The organism is Leekyejoonella antrihumi (assembly GCF_007845645.1).
Lineage (GTDB): Bacteria > Actinomycetota > Actinomycetes > Actinomycetales > Dermatophilaceae > Leekyejoonella > Leekyejoonella antrihumi.
Window position 1 is genome coordinate 38,660 of the sequence record NZ_VCQV01000024.1, and the last position, 18,726, is coordinate 57,385.

At 68.0% G+C, this 18,726-nt stretch carries 17 protein-coding genes; 2 read left to right on the forward strand and 15 right to left on the reverse strand.

Going from position 1 to position 18,726, the window contains the following annotated elements; translation table 11 throughout:
* Positions 1-7: 7 nt before the first annotated feature.
* From FGL98_RS15975 to pyrR, 3 genes are read right to left on the reverse strand one after another with little or no spacing between them, the layout of a single operon-like run.
* Positions 8-1,306, reverse strand: a complete 1,299-nt coding sequence (locus FGL98_RS15975; RefSeq protein ID WP_146318252.1) for a dihydroorotase — start codon at positions 1,304-1,306, stop codon at positions 8-10.
* Positions 1,299-2,225, reverse strand: a complete 927-nt coding sequence (locus FGL98_RS15980) for an aspartate carbamoyltransferase catalytic subunit (protein WP_146318254.1) — start codon at positions 2,223-2,225, stop codon at positions 1,299-1,301. The genes FGL98_RS15975 and FGL98_RS15980 overlap by 8 nt, the downstream gene beginning before the upstream one ends.
* Positions 2,222-2,809, reverse strand: coding sequence for a bifunctional pyr operon transcriptional regulator/uracil phosphoribosyltransferase PyrR (gene pyrR, locus FGL98_RS15985; RefSeq protein ID WP_146318256.1), 588 nt, complete (start codon positions 2,807-2,809; stop codon positions 2,222-2,224). Before pyrR ends, FGL98_RS15980 begins: the two co-directional genes overlap by 4 nt.
* A gap of 221 nt (positions 2,810-3,030) precedes the next feature.
* On the opposite strand from pyrR, the gene FGL98_RS15990 reads away from it, so the two are divergent.
* Positions 3,031-3,870, forward strand: a complete 840-nt coding sequence (locus tag FGL98_RS15990; RefSeq protein WP_146318258.1) for a phytanoyl-CoA dioxygenase family protein — start codon at positions 3,031-3,033, stop codon at positions 3,868-3,870.
* Here FGL98_RS15990 and nusB read toward each other — a convergent pair.
* The 5 genes from nusB to FGL98_RS16015 form a co-directional block, all read right to left on the reverse strand.
* Positions 3,851-4,264 carry a transcription antitermination factor NusB gene (nusB, locus tag FGL98_RS15995; RefSeq protein ID WP_146318260.1) on the reverse strand — a complete coding sequence of 138 codons (414 nt, stop codon included), beginning with the start codon at positions 4,262-4,264 and terminating at the stop codon, positions 3,851-3,853. The genes FGL98_RS15990 and nusB overlap by 20 nt on opposite strands.
* Positions 4,265-4,269: 5 nt before the next feature.
* Entirely contained in the window at positions 4,270-4,830 is a 561-nt protein-coding gene (efp, locus tag FGL98_RS16000; RefSeq protein WP_146318262.1) for an elongation factor P, read from the reverse strand.
* 160 nt (positions 4,831-4,990) lie between these two features.
* A complete protein-coding gene (locus FGL98_RS16005; RefSeq protein WP_222432217.1) occupies positions 4,991-5,785 on the reverse strand; it encodes an ABC transporter permease subunit in 795 nt (264 codons plus the stop codon).
* A complete protein-coding gene (locus tag FGL98_RS16010) occupies positions 5,782-6,729 on the reverse strand; it encodes an ABC transporter ATP-binding protein (protein WP_146318264.1) in 948 nt (315 codons plus the stop codon). The genes FGL98_RS16005 and FGL98_RS16010 overlap by 4 nt, the downstream gene beginning before the upstream one ends.
* 126 nt (positions 6,730-6,855) lie before the next feature.
* Positions 6,856-8,814: an aconitate hydratase gene (locus FGL98_RS16015; RefSeq protein WP_146318266.1), complete on the reverse strand. Its 1,959-nt coding sequence runs from the start codon at positions 8,812-8,814 to the stop codon at positions 6,856-6,858.
* A gap of 177 nt (positions 8,815-8,991) precedes the next feature.
* Between FGL98_RS16015 and FGL98_RS16020 the strand changes: the two genes are divergently transcribed.
* Positions 8,992-9,435 carry an SPW repeat protein gene (locus FGL98_RS16020; RefSeq protein ID WP_146318268.1) on the forward strand — a complete coding sequence of 148 codons (444 nt, stop codon included), beginning with the start codon at positions 8,992-8,994 and terminating at the stop codon, positions 9,433-9,435.
* 961 nt (positions 9,436-10,396) lie between these two features.
* Here the strand turns inward: FGL98_RS16020 and aroB are convergent.
* The 7 genes from aroB to alaS form a co-directional block, all read right to left on the reverse strand.
* On the reverse strand, positions 10,397-11,470 hold the full coding sequence (aroB, locus tag FGL98_RS16030; protein ID WP_146318270.1) for a 3-dehydroquinate synthase: 1,074 nt from the start codon (positions 11,468-11,470) through the stop codon (positions 10,397-10,399).
* The gene (locus FGL98_RS16035) at positions 11,463-11,975 is read right to left on the reverse strand and encodes a shikimate kinase (RefSeq protein ID WP_246136582.1); all 513 of its coding nucleotides are present in this window, start codon (positions 11,973-11,975) and stop codon (positions 11,463-11,465) included. The genes aroB and FGL98_RS16035 overlap by 8 nt, the downstream gene beginning before the upstream one ends.
* Positions 11,972-13,192, reverse strand: coding sequence for a chorismate synthase (aroC, locus tag FGL98_RS16040; protein ID WP_146318274.1), 1,221 nt, complete (start codon positions 13,190-13,192; stop codon positions 11,972-11,974). Before aroC ends, FGL98_RS16035 begins: the two co-directional genes overlap by 4 nt.
* Before the next feature lie 96 nt (positions 13,193-13,288).
* Complete coding sequence (locus FGL98_RS16045) at positions 13,289-14,164, reverse strand: shikimate dehydrogenase (protein ID WP_146318276.1); 876 nt, start codon at positions 14,162-14,164, stop codon at positions 13,289-13,291.
* On the reverse strand, positions 14,134-15,324 hold the full coding sequence (gene mltG, locus FGL98_RS16050; protein ID WP_146318278.1) for an endolytic transglycosylase MltG: 1,191 nt from the start codon (positions 15,322-15,324) through the stop codon (positions 14,134-14,136). Before mltG ends, FGL98_RS16045 begins: the two co-directional genes overlap by 31 nt.
* Positions 15,324-15,821 (reverse strand): Holliday junction resolvase RuvX, encoded by a 498-nt coding sequence (gene ruvX / locus FGL98_RS16055; RefSeq protein ID WP_342779984.1) that lies wholly within the window; start codon positions 15,819-15,821, stop codon positions 15,324-15,326. Before ruvX ends, mltG begins: the two co-directional genes overlap by 1 nt.
* A gap of 8 nt (positions 15,822-15,829) precedes the next feature.
* Positions 15,830-18,547: an alanine--tRNA ligase gene (gene alaS / locus FGL98_RS16060; protein WP_146318283.1), complete on the reverse strand. Its 2,718-nt coding sequence runs from the start codon at positions 18,545-18,547 to the stop codon at positions 15,830-15,832.
* Positions 18,548-18,726 lie beyond the last annotated feature (179 nt).

Sequence of the window (18,726 nt, forward strand, 5' to 3'; positions counted from 1 at the left end):
GGGATATTCACTTTTGAACCTCACCGTCGAGAAGGGTGGCGCGTCCGCGCAGGAAGGTCGAGTGCACCCGGCCCTGCAGCGTCCTACCGTGCCAAGGATTGTTGCGGGACAACGACTGCGACGCGTCCGCATCGATCGTGCCCGTGGCGCTCGGGTCGATCAGCACCAGGTTCGCCGGCTCGTCCACCGCGAGAGGGCGCCCGTGGCCCGCCAGTCCGGCTATCCGTGCCGGGCGGGTGGACAGTGCCGCTGCCACGTCCGCCCACGTCATACGCCCGGTCTGCACCATCGTCGTGGTGACGACCTGCAGACACTGCTCGAGGCCCAGCATCCCGAAGGCTGCCTCCGCGAACGCGTGCTCCTTGTCATGGCGGGCATGCGGTGCGTGGTCGGTGGCGACCGCGTCGATCGTGCCGTCCGCCAGGGCGGCTCGCAGCGCGTCGACATCCTCTTGCGGGCGAAGTGGCGGGTTCACCTTGAAGACGGGGTCGTAGCCGCTCAATAGGTCGGTGGTCAGCAGCAGGTGATGCGGCGTGACCTCGGCGGTCACCGCTATCCCCTGGGACTTCGCCCACCGAACCACCTCGACCGACCCGGCCGTGGACACGTGTGCCACATGCACCCGGCTACCGGTGTGACGAGCCAGCATGACGTCGCGGGCGACGATGACCTCCTCGGCCACGCCGGGCCAGCCCGGCAGCCCCAGCCGCCCGGACAGCTCGCCCTCGTGACAGCATGCCGAGCCGCCCGCCAGCTGCGGCTCCTGGGCGTGCTGCGAGATCACCCCGCCGAACGCCTTCACATACTCCAGCGCGCGGCGCATGATCCGCGCGTCGTGCACGCACCGGCCGTCGTCGGAGAAGACACGCACGTTCGCACGCGACCTGGCCATCAGCCCGAGCTCGGCGAGCTCTTCACCGGCAAGCGACTTGGTGACGGCGCCGATCGGCTGGACGTCGACCAGCGCGGCCGCCCGGCCAAGGTCCAGGATGCGCTCGGCGGCCTCCGCCGTGTCCGTGACGGGTTGGGTGTTCGCCATCGCGAGCACCGCGGTGAACCCACCCGCGGCGGCCGCCGCCGATCCGGACGAGATCGTCTCGGCGTCCTCCCGGCCGGGCTCGCGCAGGTGCGTGTGCAGGTCGACGAGTCCTGGCAGTGCGACAAGTCCATCGGCCTCGATCATTGCTGCCTGTGCCGCATCGCCGAGCTTGCCGACGGCGGCGATCCGGCCGTCCTCTAGCAGCAGGTCGGTGCGACCCGTACCCAGCAGGTCGGCTCCCTTGATCAGGTAGGTCCGGTCAGACATTGGCGCCTCCCAGCAGGTGGTAGAGGACACTCATTCGCACGGCGACGCCTGATGAGACCTGGCCGAGGATGAGCGATCGGGCACTGTCGGCGGCGTCCGCGGTGATCTCCAGGCCCCGATTCATCGGGCCGGGGTGGCAGATCACGGCATCCTTCGCCATGCGTTGCAGTCGGTCACGGGTCAGCCCATAACCAACGGTGTACTCCCTTGGTGTCGGGAAGAATCCGCCGCTCATCCGTTCCTTCTGGACCCGCAGCATCATCACCACGTCGGCGGTGGGCAGGACCTCATCGAAGTCGTATGTGGTGGCGAACCCGTCGGTGTCCGACCAGCTCTGGACACCGCTGGGCATCAGGGTCGGCGGTGCGACCAGGGTCACGCGCGCACCGAGCGTCTGCAGCAGGATGAGGTTGCTGCGGACGACTCGAGAGTGGGTGAGGTCTCCGACGATCACCACGTGCGCACCGGCAAGGTCACCGATCTGCCGGCGCATCGTGTAGGCATCCAGCAGGGCCTGGGTCGGGTGCTCGTGGGTGCCGTCCCCGGCATTCACGACGGAGGCATCCACCCACTGGGCCACCTGGTGCGGTGCGCCGCTGGCGGGGTGGCGGATCACCAGTCCATCGATCCCCATCGCCGCGACGGTCTGCGCGGTGTCGCGCAGGGACTCACCCTTGCTGACCGAGGAACCCTTCGCGGACACGTTGACCACGTCGGCCGACAGCCACTTGCCGGCCAGCTCGAACGATGATCGCGTGCGAGTCGAGTCCTCGAAGAACAGGTTGACGAGGGTGCGCCCGCGCAGGGTCGGAAGCTTCTTCACCTCCCGGTCCTGCAGCTCGTGCATCTGCTCGGCGGTCGCGAGAAGCTCGAGCACCTGGTCCTTGTCGAGGTCTGCCGCGGACAGCAGGTGCTTCATCGACCGGCCACCTCTTCCTGATCGAGGATTCTGACTTCATCCGCCCCATCGTCTTCGAAGAGACGCACGTGCACGCGTTCGCTGTGTGCGGTGGGCAGGTTCTTCCCGACGTGGTCGGCGCGGATCGGCAGCTCGCGGTGGCCGCGGTCGACCAGGACGGCGAGCCGGACCGCTCGAGGCCGGCCGATGTCGCCCAGGGCATCGAGTGCTGCGCGCACGGTCCGCCCGGAGTAGAGCACGTCGTCGACCAGGACCACGACCTTGTCGTCCACACCGCACTCAGGGATGCGGGTGGGTTGCGCGGCACGCATGGGCTGTCGACGCAGGTCGTCTCGGTACATCGTGACGTCGAGTGAGCCTACCGGCACGGCCACGTCTTCGACCGCGGCGAGGGCAGCGACCAGGCGGTGCGCAAGGGTCTCTCCCCGCGTCGGTATGCCGAGGACCACCAGGTCGTCGGCTCCCCTGTTGTGTTCGAGGATCTCGTGCGCGATGCGGCGCAGTGCGCGAGTCACATCGTCTGCGGAGAGGACCACGCGCCCGGCGGAGGGCGCGTTGTTGTTCTGCGAGTCGGGACGCTGCATGCGTCGGGACCTCCTTCGCCGCCTCACGGGACGGATCGTTAAAGGATGTCTGTCGAAGGCATCATAGCGCGACCCTGACAGGACTCCCGCGTCGGTGCCCACGGTGTGGGTCACCCTGCGGGTCGGCCGGATTCGAGAATTCGCGGCGAAAGCTCCTCCGGCGACGCCGGGTGGCGTCAGACTGGAAGCACTTCCCCAGCCGACCGTCACGAGGTATGCAGATGACCGCCACAGCCGCCCACCCACCGGTGCCCGTCCTTGACGAGAGCACGGTGGATGAATACCGCCAAACCGGATCGGTGATCGTTCGGGGGCTGTTCTCTGCCGAGGAGGTCGCTCGGATCGAGCGCGGTATCGAGCGCGTCCTGGCCGACCCCAGCCCGCGCTTCAAGGTGGCCAGCGACGAGGCGGACCCGGGAAGCTTCGTCGAGGACTTCTGCAACTGGCAACGGATCGACGAGCTGCGTCAGATCGCGTTCGACTCGCATGCGGCGGACGTCGCGGCAGCCCTCATCGGCAGTCAGCAGGTGCGGCTGTACCACGACCACGTGCTGGTCAAGGAGCCCGGCACCAGGCAGGAGACCCCCTGGCACCAGGACCAGCCCTACTACAACGTGGACGGGTTCGACAACTGCTCCATGTGGGCCCCCGTGGACGCCGTGTCGGCGGAGTCGACCCTGGAGTTCCTGTCCGGGTCGCATCGGCAGGGCTGGCTGATGCCGCGCTCGTTCATGACCAACGAGGCGAAGTGGTTCCCCGAGGGGACGCTCGCCGACCTGCCCGACGTCGAGGCCGACCGGTCCGCCTACGAGATCCGCAGCTGGCCGATGCAACCGGGCGACGCGGTCTTCTTCCACATGCTGACGCTGCACCACTCGTATGGCGTGCCGGGCACGAACCGCAGGCGCGCCTTCTCGTTGCGTTTCCTCGGCGACGACATGGTGCATGCACCGCGGCACTGGGTGACCTCACCGCAGTTCGACGGACTGGAGCGGCAGCTGCCTGCGGGTGCCGCGATGGCCGGGGACCTGTTCCCGACGCTCAGACGAGCGTCGTCTTGATCTCCGCTATCCGGGCGAGCAGTCCGTTGACGAACTTCGGCGACTCGTCCGTCGACAGCTCCCTCGCGAGGCCGACCGCCTCCGAGATCGCCACGGCGTCCGGGACGTCCGGGTTGTAGATCAGCTCCCACGCGGCCAGGCGCAGCAGCGACCGGTCGACACCCGGCATACGGTCCAGCGGCCAGTCGCGGCTGTAGGTCGTCAGCGCCTCGTTGATGGCGCTCCACTTGCCGACGACGCCCCGCACCAGCTCCGCCGTATACGCGGGGAGCGGGGCGGGGGTCACGGGTGCCGCGACGCGAGCATCGAGCAGCTCGAGGGCGTTGACTCCCCGCTGCTCGGACTCGAAGAGCAGGTCGAGCGCCCGCTTGCGGGCCTTCGTGCGAGCACCCATGTCGCTTAGCTGACCCGACCCAGGTAGGACCCGTCACGCGTGTCGACCTTGACCTTGGTGCCGGACTCGAGGAAGAGCGGCACCTGGATCTCGGCGCCGGTCTCCAGGGTCGCCGGCTTGGTGCCGCCGGTGGAGCGATCGCCCTGCAGGCCCGGGTCGGTCTGGGTGATCTCCAGGGTGACCGAGGCCGGCAGCTCGACATAGAGCACGGTGCCATCGTGCTGCGCGATGATCGCCTCCTGGTTCTCCAGGAGATAGTCCGCGGAGCCCCCCACCGTCTCGACCGGGATGTTGATCTGCTCGTAGGTCTTCGTGTCCATGAACACGAAGTCGTCGCCGTCCTTGTAGAGGAACTGCATATCGCTGCGGTCGACGCTGGCGGTGTCGATCTTCACACCGGCGTTGAACGTCCTGTCGACGACCTTGCGGGACAGGACATTCTTGAGCTTCGTGCGCACGAAGGCCGGGCCCTTGCCGGGCTTGACGTGCTGGAACTCGACGACGGACCACAGCTGGCCCTCGATGTTGAGCACCAGACCATTCTTCAACTCGTTCGTGCTTGCCACGTGCTCATCTCTCTCGTATGCCGGGTGCTGCCGGGGCCCCGGCCATTGCCTGGCTCGAGACCGGCCTTTGGACACGGCTTCGCACCGGAAGGTCAGAAGGGGTCGCCCCAAGTGTAGGGGACACCGGCCCGCTCCCGCATATCGCCGGCAGCTCGTCAGGCTATTTGACTTCCGCCCGCAACATGCGCCGTATCCCGATCGCGAGGGGGATGCCGAGCCAGATCGAGCCGGAGACCAGCAGGTGTGCCCACTGCTGACCGGTCACCGAGCTGCCGCCCTGCAGCGGGGTCTGGGCGTTCGAGAAGTCGATCCACGGCCTGATCGAGTGAAACCAGGACAGTAGGTGCGCACCCAGTTCCATCAGCCCCGGCAACACGAAGTCGTAGACGAAGTAGACAACGATCGCCCCCGCGGTGTTGAGGATGGCGGCACCGAACGCGAACCCGATCGAGAGGCTGATCACGTAGAGCAGGAACACCAAGAAGATCCCGAACGCGCCGCCAAAGTCCCACACCATCGGGTGGCTGGAGAAGGCACCGTAGAGCAGGTTCGCCACGATCATCAGCACGTAGGCCACGACCACCGCGATCAGCGCGATGGCCAGCGCCGAGACGTACTTTGCGGCGATCACCCGCCCCCGAGAGGGGACGAGTGCGAAGGTGACCATCGCGGTGCGCTGGCTCCACTCCCCGGTCACCGACATCACCCCGAGGACGGGCAGCAGGATCACCATCGGGATGTTCGCACCGGCCCCGAAGGAGCCGAGCGTTGCCGACTGATCTTTGACCAGCAACACGATCAGCTGAATGACCAGCACCAGCCCGGTCAGGCCGGCGATGGAGATCAGAAGCCAGCGCCCAGCGCGCGTGTCGTACATCTTGCGCAACTCGACCTGCACCAGTCGGGTGAACGGGATCGCCGGTGTCGAGGAGAGGTCCAGGGTCTCGGTGCTCACGGGTTGACTCCTTCCGGCATGGGCTGTGCCGGTTGCTGGGGTGCGCCCTCGCGCTGAGAGTCGGCGGTGAGCTGGAGGAACAGTTCCTCCAGGCCGTCCTCGTTGCCGGCCCGCAGGTCGGTCAGAACGATCGATCCCTCGGCCGCGACCCGGCCCACGTCGATCGGCTCGGCGCTCACCCGCAGGCTGGCGCCCGCCGCAGTGGCCTCGATGCCCTTCACGGTCAGCGCCCGGTGCAGCTGTTCATTGTCCACAGCCGTGACCAGGGTCGTGGCCAGGCCGCCGGAAGCACTCCGCAGGAGTTGCGCGCGGGTGCCGCGGGCAACAATCCTGCCGCGTCCGATCACGACCATCTCATCGGCCACCTGCTCCACCTCGTGCAGCAGGTGGCTGGACAAGAGCACGGTGCCGCCCTGAGCGGCGTACCCCTTGAGCAGGTCGCGCATCCACCGGATCCCGGCGGGATCCAGGCCATTGGCGGGCTCGTCAAGGATCAGCACCTGCGGGTCACCCAACAGCGCGTTGGCGATACCCAGGCGCTGGCGCATACCCAGCGAGTAGTTGCGCACCGTCCGCTTGGCCTCGGCGGGCTCCAGGGACACCCGTTCCAGCATCTCCTCCACGCGCGAATCGGGCAGACCCATCGTGCGACTGCTGAGCAGCAGCACCTCCCGACCTGTGCGGCCCGCATGCTGGGCCGACGCGTCGAGCAGGACACCGACGTGGCGTCCGGGATTGGGAATCTCACGATAATGATGGCCACCGATCGTGACCTGGCCGTGGGTCGCCGGAGTCAGGCCCACCATCACCCGCATCGTGGTGGTCTTGCCCGCACCATTCGGGCCGAGGAAACCGGTCACCGTCCCCTGCCGGCACTCGAAGCTGATGTCGTCAACAGCGGTAAAGCTCCCGTACTTACGCGTCAGGCCCTCAACGTGGATCATGACCCCAGCCTGCCGCAACCAGGCGATCCACACCACCGGAATTCACCCCTACGTTCGTGCGTGCCCCCGAATGGGTGCGAACGTGGGCCGGCGCGCGGCTTCGTGGCGGCTCGCTGTGGGCACCTCTCAGTCCTTGCCCTCCCGAAGCAGCGGGATCTGACCGCCGGCGAGCACCATCCGCACCTGCCGCGGCGACAGGCGGTGTGTCAGCCGGTAGGTGCGATCGGTCCGATCGTTGCGCACCTCGACCGTATCTCCGTTGCCGATGGCGTCGCGCACGTCCTCGAGCACGAGCGTGTCCCCCTGCTCGATGTCGTCATAGTCGCCGGCGTCCGCGAACTCGAGCGCGAGGATCCCGAAGTTGGCCAGATTCTGCCAGTGGATCCGAGCAAACGACTTGGCGAGAACCGCTCGCAGCCCGAGATACCGGGGCGCGATCACGGCGTGCTCGCGCGAGGAACCCTGGCCGTAGTTCTCCCCGCCGACCACGACGTGTCCGCCGCCCTCGCGCAGTGACATGGCCCGCTCGGCATACTCCTCGTCCACCTGGCCGAAGGTGAACTGCGAGATCTTCTCGATGTTGCTCCGGTAGGGCAGCACCTTCGCGCCGGCCGGCAGGATCTCGTCGGTCGAGATGTTGTCGCCGACCTTGAGACCGACCGGCACCTCGATCCGGTCGGGCAACGGGTCGAGCTCGGGCAGGCCGGAGATGTTCGGACCCTTGACGAGCTCGACCTTGCGCGCCTCGTCCGCCGGGATCGGCGAGACGAGCATCGCGGTATTCACGCTCGCCTGGGTCGGCAACGACAGCCTCGGGTAGTCGATCCCCAGCTCGTCTGGAAGCCGTCGCGGGTCGGTGATCTTGCCGGTGAGCGCGGCCGCCGCCGCAGTCTCGGGCGAGCACAACCAGACCGAGTCCTCCTTGCTGCCAGAGCGTCCGGGGAAGTTCCGTGGGACGGTGCGCAGACTGTTGCGTCCCGTGGCCGGCGCCTGCCCCATGCCGATGCACCCCATGCATCCGGACTGGTGGATGCGGGCGCCGGCCTTGATCAGATCGAAGAGCCAGCCGCCCTTGGTGAGATCCTCGAGGATCTCACGCGAGGTCGGGTTGACGTCGACCGAGACGTCAGGGACCGCCTGCTGGTCACGCATGATCTCCGCAACGATCGCGAAGTCGCGCAGACCCGGGTTGGCGGACGACCCGATGACCACCTGAGAAAGCGGCTCACCGGCGACCTCGCTGACCAGCACGACGTTGCCCGGCGACGACGGTTTCGCGATCAGCGGTTCGAGCGTGGACAGGTCGATCTCGTCCTCGAGGTCGTAGGTCGCGCCGTCGTCGGCGAGGATCTGGGTCCAGTCGTCCTCGCGGTCCTCTGCCCGCAGGAAAGCGCGCACCTCGTCATCGGATGGGAAAACGCTTGTGGTTGCTCCGAGCTCGGCTCCCATGTTGGCGATCACGTGCCGGTCCATGGCCGACAGTCCGGCCAGTCCAGGGCCGTAGTACTCGATGATCTTGCCGACGCCACCCTTGACGTCGTGACGGCGCAGCATCTCCAGGATGACGTCCTTCGCCGAGACCCACGGCGGCAGCTCGCCGGTCAGCCGCACTCCCATGATCTGCGGCATTCGCAGATAGAGCGGCTCCCCCGCGATGGCCATTGCCACCTCGAGCCCGCCCACGCCGATGGCCAGCATGCCGATCGCACCGGCCGCGCACGTATGCGAGTCGGAGCCGGCCATCGTCGCGCCAGGCTTGCCGAACCGCTGCTGGTGGGTCGGGTGTGAGACGCCGTTACCGGGCTTGGAGAACCAGAGTCCGAAGCGGCGCGCCGCCGACTGCAGGAATACGTGGTCATCGGGGTTGCGCTCGTCGGCCTGCAGCAGGTTGTGGTCGACATATTGCACCGACACGTCGGTCTTCGCTCGATCGAGCTCCATGGCCTCGAGCTCGAGCATGACCATCGTGCCGGTCGCGTCCTGCGTCAGCGTCTGGTCGATGCGGAGCCCGATCTCGGAGCCCGGCTCCATCTGACCATCCACGAGATGACCTGCAATCAGCTTCTGTGCGACGTTCTGTGCCATGTCTGCCTCCAGGTATTCGAGTCTCGATCCACCCTCGCACATACCGATCGAGGGCACTTCGCATGCGCTCGTAGAGTCAGCCTCAGTGGCAGTATCCACCACAGGGGTCCCGGCGCCATTAGCCTGCGGCAGGAGCACAATAGGAGAGTAACTACTCCCCCACATAGGAGGTGGGTCATGACAACGCAACACAGTATGGACACGTCGATGGCACACCACCCGGACATCGTGGCCCTGCGGGACCGCTATGACCGGGCGGCGGGGACTCCACGGGCCCAGGTTGCCGAGGGACTGATGTTCCTCGGCGGCGGGTACGCAGCGATCTCACCATGGGTCATCGGCTTCAGCGGCACGACGACGGCGCTGGCAGTCAGCGATCTGATCGTCGGCATCGCCATCATGGTGATGACGCTCGTATGCGCGGACTCGGCCGGCCGGATGTACGGCATGGCCTGGGTCGCACCGCTCATGGGCGTGTGGCTCATCGTGTCGACCTGGCTGATTCACGGGATCAGTGCCTCCACCGGCACGATGATCAGCAACATCGTGGTTGGAGCCTGCGTCCTCTTGCTCGGTCTCGCCATCATGGGTGTGGCCCAGATGAAGGCCAACAAGACCTGATCAACGCCTGACTACCGCACCCGACGTGCCGGGGCCGCCCGAACATCGGCGCCGGCACGCCTACGTCCAGAACTTCGTGGGGTTAGCTCCGTGGCCCCCGCGACGGCCACGCCGGTGAATCTCGGAGCCACGCGTTGATGCCTCCTGACATCACTCTCGGCGTCCGCCTGTGGGCGCGCCATCGCGTCAGTCCCGTTATGCAGCGACTGGTCGTATGCCGCATATCTTGTTCGTCCAGCGGCAGACGCATCACCGCTGGCGGATCGGCCTACGGTGACTCTTGACGGATCCCTGATCGACTGGCAGGCGTTGCAGTGTCATCACGACCGCGCTGGGTCAGTTGAGGAGTTGGGCGTGCGTTACTCGGTGTCCGCGGACGCATCGGAGAACCCCACTGCGATGCGCCGAAGCTCTTCGATGTGGGCGTCGAATGCGTGCCTGCCCGTTGGTGTCTGCCTGATACCTACCGATGGGGGTACCGCCCGCACGGAGCGAAGCGAGGCGGGGGAGGTCGGCGAGACCGAGGTGGTGTGGGACCTGGTCCCCGGGCGAATGCCGACCCAGCCGCTACCCCCGGACGACCCACTGACCCGGCGCACCACCAGACCAGGCGCAAACCGCCTGACCCTCCCAAGGGGAGAACTCCGCCCACAACCAGAAGTTGGGCTACGACCCGACGTGTCAAGAGGTTTCGATACGGGCCAGCGGCTGGGCGGCAGAGACGACTGGGTCTTGGCTCACCTTGCGTCATGGACGATCTTGCCGTCTTTGGACATCCTGACTTCGTCTGGGTCAGGGGCGGCAACGTGTCACCCTGCGCATGGCGATCGCGCGCTCGGGCCCGTGACGCTGAAAAGCGTGCAGCTCTCGGCCTACGCACCAGATGACCACCGAGCGTCAACCTATGGCGGTTGCCGCACAAGCATCGGCAGCGAGGCGTGAGCGGAGAACTTCGTGGGGTTCAGCTGCTGACTGCGTCGTATGCCGCGCGCAGCATGTCGTCTGCAGGCCCCTCGATCCGGGTGACCCGCCCGACGCTCTCCAGCGCCACGAATCGCAGCATGGATCCACGAGTCTTCTTGTCCCGCCGCATCACGGTGAGCAGCTCGTCGAAGTGCCCGGCCGGGTAGGTCGTCGGCAGACCGAGCGAAGCGAGCACCCGGCGGTGTCGCTCCACCAGATCCGCGCCAATCAGGCCGACCAGACGGGCGAGCTCTGCGGCATACACCATGCCCACCGCCACGGCGTCACCGTGCCGCCACGTGTAGTGCTCCCGCTGCTCGATCGCGTGCCCGAAGGTGTGCCCGTAGTTGAGGATCTCGCGCAGTGACGACTCTTTGAGGTCGACCGCCACCACGTCGGCCTTCACCTGCACCGCACGTTCGACCAGCTCACGCAGGACCGCGCTCGTGGGGTCGACCGCCTCCCTGGGGTGCTGCTCGACCAGGTCGAGGATACGCGGGTCACGAATGAATCCGCACTTGACGACCTCCGCCAGACCGGCGGCAAGATCCGCCGGAGGCAGCGTGCGCAGCACCGCGAGGTCGCACCAGACCGAGTGCGGCGGGTGGAACGAACCGACGAGGTTCTTGCCCTCGGCCGTGTTGATGCCGGTCTTGCCACCCACGGCGGCATCGACCATCCCGAGCAGACTGGTCGGCACCTGCACCACTTGCACACCGCGCAGCCAGGTGGCGGCCACGAACCCACCGAGGTCGGTCGTTGCCCCGCCACCGACGGCGACCACGACGTCGGACCTGGTGAAACCGGCCTGCCCCAGGCGGGCCCACAGGTCGGCCGCGACCTGCGCCGTCTTGGCGCCCTCTGCATCGGGCAGCGCCACGATCTGCGTCTGCAGCCCCTGCGCATCGAACGTGGCTGCGAGGTCACCGGCCTGCGGCTCCATGACCGGGGCGTGCACGACCAGGACCCGAGCCGTGCCGGTGGGCAGCGCTCCGCCGACCTGCGCGAGCACGCCCTCGCCGATGACCACGTCATAACCGTCTGCGACGCGAATCACGCTGTGCTCAGTCATGATCGACCTTCGTCACGTGAGCGAGGACCTCTTCCACGACCGTCTCGACATCCTTGCCGGCGGTGTCCACCACCCACGTTGCCAGGCGCTCGTAGGCCGGGCGTCGCTGCGTCATCATGCGCGACCAGGTCGCTCTGGGATTGACGGCCAGCAACGGCCTGGACTGGTCGAACCCGATCCGACCGGACGCATCCGCGATCGCCACATCGAGGAAGAGCACGCGGTGGCCGGCCAGCAGCTCGGCGACCGCGTCCTGGATCGGCGCGCCACCGCCCAGGGCCAGCACGGTCTCGGCATCCAGCGACCGCCGCGCTGCGTCGGCCTCCAGCCGACGAAAGGTCTCCTCACCGTCCACCACGAAGATGTCGCTGACGCTGCGCTGCTGCTCCTGCACGATCAGCGCGTCCGTGTCGACGAACGGCAGGCCCAGCCGATCGGCCACCATCGCTCCGACCGTGCTCTTGCCCGCTCCCGGCGGTCCGATGAGGATGACGCGCGGGCTCACCACGACCGCATACCCGCGGGGATGGCGGCCAGGTAGGCGGCGTGGTTGCGGGCGGTCTCGGCCACGCTGTCGCCACCGAACTTCTCCAGTGCCACCTTGGCGAGCACCAGCGCCACCATCGCCTCGGCGACGACGCCCGCAGCCGGCACGGCACACACATCGGAGCGCTGGTGAATCGCGGTCGCCGGTTCGTCGGATGACACGTCGATCGTGCGCAGTGCGCGCGGCACCGTCGAAATGGGTTTCATCGCCGCCCGGACGCGCAGTGGCTCACCGGTCGACATGCCTCCCTCGGTTCCCCCGGCCCGGTTGGACACCCGGCGGATGATCCCGTCCGAACGCACCATCTCGTCGTGCGCAGCGGAACCGGGCCGAGCGGCGGTGCGATAGCCGTCGCCGACCTCGACCCCCTTGATCGCCTGGATCCCCATCAGGGCGCCAGCGAGCTCCGCGTCCAGCCGGCGGTCCCAGTGCACGTGCGACCCCAGACCCGGCGGCAGGCCGTAGGCGAGCACCTCGACCACACCTCCGAGGGTGTCCCCATCCTTCTTCGCCGCATCGATCGCCTCGATCATCGCCCGGGAACTGGCCGGGTCCAGCGACCGCACCGGGTCGGCGTCGAGCGCCGCCACGTCGCCCGGGCGGGGCAGCGAGGCGTCGTCGTCGCTGCCGACTCCGCCGATGGCCACGGTGTGCGAGACCAGGCGGATGCCGTAGGCCTGCTCCAGAAACGCCGCGGCCACCGCGCCGAGTCCCACCCGTGCGGCGGTCTCCCGGGCGGAGGCTCGTTCCAGCACCGGTCGCGCATCCTCGAAGCCGTACTTCTGCATGCCCACCAGATCCGCGTGACCGGGCCGCGGGCGAGTGAGCGCCTTGTTGCGCGCCAGCTCCTTCGGCGCGCCGACGTCGTCCGCGGACTGCAGCGCGCTCTCGTCGACCGGGTCGGGGCTCATCACGACCTCCCACTTGGGCCACTCGGTGTTGGCGATGGTGAGCGCGATCGGCGATCCGAGGGTGAAGCCGTGTCGAACCCCGCCGACAAAGCTCACCTTGTCCTGCTCGAACTTCATTCGGGCACCACGGCCGTATCCCAGCCGCCGCCGTGCCAGCGCGGCAGCCACCCGCCCGCTGTCGATCTCCACGCCGGCCGGAAGGCCCTCCATGACGGCCGTAAGGGCCGGGCCGTGTGACTCTCCCGCGGTCAACCATCGAAGCATGTGCCGATCCTCCCACGCGCCCGGAATGCGCCTGGACCCCGTCTCACACGCGGGCGTCGCGGCTGCGACGGGCCGCACCTATCCGCCCTGTGGTGGCTACAACGACGACACCGCGGCCCGTCCGGCGGCCTGCATGGCGGCAAGTGGCGGCTCCAGACCGGTCATCAGGCGCACCTGCTGTGCCGCCTGATGGATCAGCATCTCGATGCCCGGCACCAGAACCGCGCCCCGCGCGGCGCCGACACGGGCGAGCATCGTCGGCCATCCGGCATACACCACGTCCAGCCAGATGGGTCTGGTGATCCGTTCGCTGTCGGACTTCTCGTCCTGAATGGCGGCGGCCAGCCCGTCCGCCGCGGCGGCCGGCACAGTGCTGACGACCAGTGCAGCGTGTGCGCAGGACGACGCGCCATCCGGCATCCGCCGAACCGCCGTCGTCATGCCGTGGTCTCGAGCCTGCGCGAGGGTCGACTCCCTGGCCCGCGAGCGGACGAGGAAGGTGACTCGGCGCACCCCGAAGGTTGCCAGTGCGGCAAGCACGGACCGCGCGGTCGCACCGGACCCGATGACGACGGCCTCGCCGCCGGGAAGGTCGATCCCAAGGCCCGCGTCGGCAAGCGACTGACGGATCCCATGCACGTCGGTGTTGTCACCGAACCATCCGTCGGTAGACCGGACCAACGTGTTGACCGAGCCGGTGCGCAGCGCCACGGAACTCGCCGACGAGGCCATCAGCAGGGCCTGTTCCTTCAGCGGCATGGTGAGCGACAGCCCTCTCCAGGTGTGATCCAGACCGGCCACAAACCCCTCCAGGCCGTGCGCGTCGACCTGGTGCCGGGTGTACTCCCAGTCGGTGAGCCCCAGCGCGTTGTACGCGGCGTGATGCAGCACCGGCGACAACGAGTGCTCGATCGGCTTCCCGAGCACCGCGGCCCGATGCATCAGCACTTGCCCGGGTGAGCCCTGCACCATGCGTGGAACTTACCCTCGTTCACCTGCTGCTGTGAATAGGTGGTGGCAAACAACGTCTTGCCCGTCGCCTGGTTCACCGTCACGAAGTACAGCCACGACCCACTCGCCGGATGCAGCGCGGCCGTGATGGCCGCCAGCCCGGGGTTGTTGATCGGGCCCGGCGGCAGCCCGCGGACCTTGTAGGTGTTGTACGGGCTGTTGCTCGCCCGCTGACCGTTCGTGGTCGTCACTGTGCCCCGCTGCCTCTCGGCGAAGTGCACCGTGGAGTCCATCTGCAGCGGCATACCGATCGCCAGCCGGTTCTGCACCACGCGCGCAACCTTCGGGCCGTCGCTGCCCAGGCGCGACTCCCCCTGCACCAGCGACGCCACCGTCATGATGTGCAGCAGCTTGCCATCGGGTATCCCGAGGCTCGCCCGGTTGCTGTTGCCGAGCGCGACCATCATCTTGAGCTGCTGCTGGGCGGTCGCACCCTTGTCGAAGGTGTAGGTGGAGGGGAACAGGAAACCCTCGAGCTTGCCGCGCGCGGCGGCCGGCAGACCGAGTGTCCGCGGGTCGACCTTCCGGTAGTCGGCCAGGGGCACATGGGTCTTCTTGGACAGCAGCGCGAAGATCTCCTGGTCCCAGAGTCCCTCCCGAATCACGATCCCGTGGCTGACCAGCGCCGCCGGTTGCAGCATCAGCGTGATCGCCGCACTGGCACTCATGTGCTTGCGCAGGCGGTAGGTGCCCGGTTGGACCTGCGCGAACTTCGTGTTGCTGTTGGCGGTGCTCGCGAACGTCGTCGCGGACATCACCACGCCGGCCTTCTGCAAGGTCTGCCCGATGACGTATCCCGTGTCGCCGCGGTTGACCGTGATGTCTACCGAGCCCGTACCGTTGCCGACGTAGTCGGTCGGTGCGCTGCTGGCGAAGTGCGGCAGCGCGTCCCGCAGCGCATACCCTCCCGCCCCGAGGACGAGGACGAAGGCGACCAGAATCGCGAGGCAGGAGCAGCCCGCCTTCCGGCGGGTGATCGGCTCGTGCCGGGTGCGGCCAGGAGTTCGACGCGAACGCCCCGGCTCCGTCGGCGCGGAAGCCCGATCACCCCCCTGCCCCGCCGACGCGGAAGCAGGATCACCGTCGTCGAAGATCGAGTCGGTGAGGTGGGGGTCGTTCATCAGGACTGCCCTTCTGCGTTCGCCCGCCTTGAGCGATGCCGTGGTTTACGTCCCCCCACAGACTCTCCGGCAGGGTTGCCGGAATTGCGCTCGGAGTCAAGCGCGACTTGCAGAATCAGCACAGCTGCCTGCTGATCGATCATCTTGCGGCTCGCCCGCTGGTCCACGCCGGCGTCTCGCATGGCGCGGTGCGCGTCGACGGTGGTGAGGCGTTCGTCGACCAGCCGCACCGGCACCCCCGGTAGCCGGCGATGCAGCTCGGTGGCCCAGGCTCGCGCGATCTGCGCGGCCGGTCCCTCATCTCCGGAGAGGGTCAGCGGCAGACCGACGACCACCTCGATCGCGTTGCGGTCATGGACCTCCAGCACGACTGCGTCGAGGTCGGTGCCCTTGGCGGGCGCTCGGGTGAGGGTGGCGACCGGGGTCGCGATCGCCCCTGCCGGGTCACAGGCGGCCACGCCCACGCGCACCGAGCCGACATCGACCCCCAGTCGCACTCCGTCCCTCATCGCGAGGTGACGGCCTCTCCCACGGCATGCTCGACATCGGTGAGCGCGTCGGACACCTTGCCGACGTCGCTGCCGCCGCCCTGAGCCAGGTCGGGCTTGCCACCACCGCCACCGCCGAGCGTCTTCGCGGCGATCTTCACCAGGTCGCCGGCCCGCACGCCCCACTCGCGCGCCGGCCCGTTCGTGGCCACCACGATGACCGGGCGGTCCCCGGCGGTGCCGGTGACGGCAACGACCGCGGGCGCGTCGTCTCCGAGTCGAGCCCGCAGGTCGGTCGCCAGGCTGCGCACCTGGTCACCGGAGACGTCACCGGCCTGGTAGCCGACGAAACGCACGCCGAAGACGTCCCTTGCCTGGTCGGCCACGGAGCCGGCCGCCGCCAGCGCCTTCTCCTGCTTGAGCCGGCCTATCTCCCGCTCGGCGTCCTTGACCCGGGTGAGCAGGTCGCTGATCCGTTCAGGCAGCTCGGCCGGCGCGACCTTCACCAGGCTCGAGATCTCACTGACGATTGCACGCTCCTTGGCGAGGTAGCGCAGCGCGTCGATGCCGACGAAGGCCTCGACGCGACGCACGCCCGAGCCGACGGATGACTCACCGAGGATGCTGAGTGCGCCGACCTGTGAGGAGTGCGACACGTGGGTGCCACCGCACAGCTCACGTGACCACGGCCCACCGATCTGCACGACGCGTACCTGCTCGTCATACGTCTCGCCGAAGAGTGCCAGCGCTCCCCACTCACGCGCTTCCGGCAGCGACATGTATTGCGCACTCACCGGAAGGTCCTGTCGCACAGCGAGGTTGGCGACCTCTTCGATCTCCGAACGGGTCTCCGTGGACAGCGAGGAGCTCCACGCGAAGTCGAGTCGCAGGTAGCCGGGCTTGTTGTAGGAACCGGACTGCAGCGCCGACTTGCCCAGCACCTGGCGCAGCGCAGCGTGCACGACGTGCGTGCCGGAGTGTGCCTGGCACGCCGAGAGCCGCCAGTCGGGATCCACCTTCGTCTCGACGCTCTGGCCGACCTGCACCGGCCCGTCCTGCACCTCGACGGTGTGCACGACCAATCCCTTGACCGGCCGCTGGACGTCGAGCACCTTCAGGGTGCCGGCGGGTGTGGTGATGATGCCCGAGTCGGCGATCTGGCCACCGGACTCGGCATAGAATGTGGTGCGGTCGAGCACGACCTGTCCCGTCGCCCCTGGCACCAGCTCCTTGGTCTCGTCTCCATCCAGGACCAGCCCGCGCACGGTGGCCTCGCAGGCCAGACCGTCATAGGCCCGCCAGTCGGTGGCGCCGAGCTCGCGCAGCTTCTTCCAGACCTCGGTGTGCGCGTGCCCGGACTTCTTGGACTTGGCGTCCGCCTTCGCCCGGTCCCGCTGCTGCTGCATCAACCGCTTGAACCCGGCGCCGTCGACCTCGACGCCCTGCTCCTGCGCCATCTCCAGGGTCAGGTCGATGGGGAAACCGTAGGTGTCATGGAGCGCGAACGCCTCCTCGCCGGACAGCGTCGCGCCACGACCGCCACCGACCGAGGCAGCCGACTGCTTCGCCTTGGTCACCGCGATGTCCAGGATCGTCGTGCCTTGGTCGAGGGTGCGGCGGAACGCCTCCTCCTCCCCGTAGGCGATCTGGCTGATCCTCGCGAAATCGGTCTCGAGCTCGGGGTAGGACTGCTTCATCCGCTCCATGCTGATCGGCAGCAGCTCGGGCAGGGCCTTGCCGCCATAGCCCAGCAGGCGCATCGAGCGGACCGCCCGGCGCAGCATCCGGCGCACGACATAGCCGCGACCCTCGTTGCCCGGGGTCACCCCGTCACCGATCAGCATCAGCGCGGACCGGACGTGGTCCGCCACCACCCGTAAGTGGACGTCGTCGGGGTGGCTGTGCGCCGCGTCATGGCTCGAATGCTCGCCGTACTTCTTGCCGGTCATCTCCGCGGCACGGTCCAGCACCGGGTAGACCTCGTCGATCTCGTAGAGGTTGTCGACGCCCTGCAGCAGGCACGCCATCCGCTCCAAGCCCATGCCGGTGTCGATGTTGCGGTTCGGCAGCTCGCCGGCGATGTCGAAGTCGGCCTTGCTGCGCACCGCCGACAGGTCGTACTGCATGAAGACCAGGTTCCAGATCTCCATGTACCGGTCCTCGTCGACCGCCGGGCCGCCCGGTGCGCCATACTCCTGCCCGCGGTCGAAGAAGATCTCCGAGCAGGGCCCACCGGGGCCGGGCACGCCCATGTGCCAGTAGTTGTCGTCCTCGTCACGGCGGGTGATGCGGTCGGCCGGTATCCCGATGACGTCCCGCCAGAGCGCGAACGCCTCGTCGTCGTCCCGGAACACGGTCGGCCACAGCCGTTCCGGGTCCAGGCCGTAGCCACCTTCGGGCTGCGACGTGGTCAGGAGCCCCCAGGCGAACTCGATGGCACCCTGCTTGAAGTAGTCACCGAAGCTGAAGTTGCCGTTCATCTGGAAGAACGTGCCGTGCCGGGAGGTCTTGCCGACCTCCTCGATGTCACCGGTGCGCACGCACTTTTGCACCGTGGTGGCGCGCGACCACGGCGGGGTCTGCTGGCCGAGGAAGTACGGCTTGAACGGGACCATGCCGGCGTTGACGAACAGCAGGTTCGGGTCGTCGTAGATGAGCGGTGCACTCGCGACGACGGTGTGGCCCTTGCTCTCGAAGTACGTCAGCCAGCGTCGCCGGATCTCAGCGGTTTCCATGAAGATGTCCTCTTGGGGTTCGGGGAGCGATCGGGTGGGCAGGGACGGGCTCAGCGGCCCTCGGTAGCTCGGGTGCACGCTATCGCGCACACCCCGGCCCACTGCGGCATCGCATCTCCTCGACTCACCCGAAACAGCCTACCGGCAGACGCAGCAGTGGTCCCGGGTGCACCCTTGCG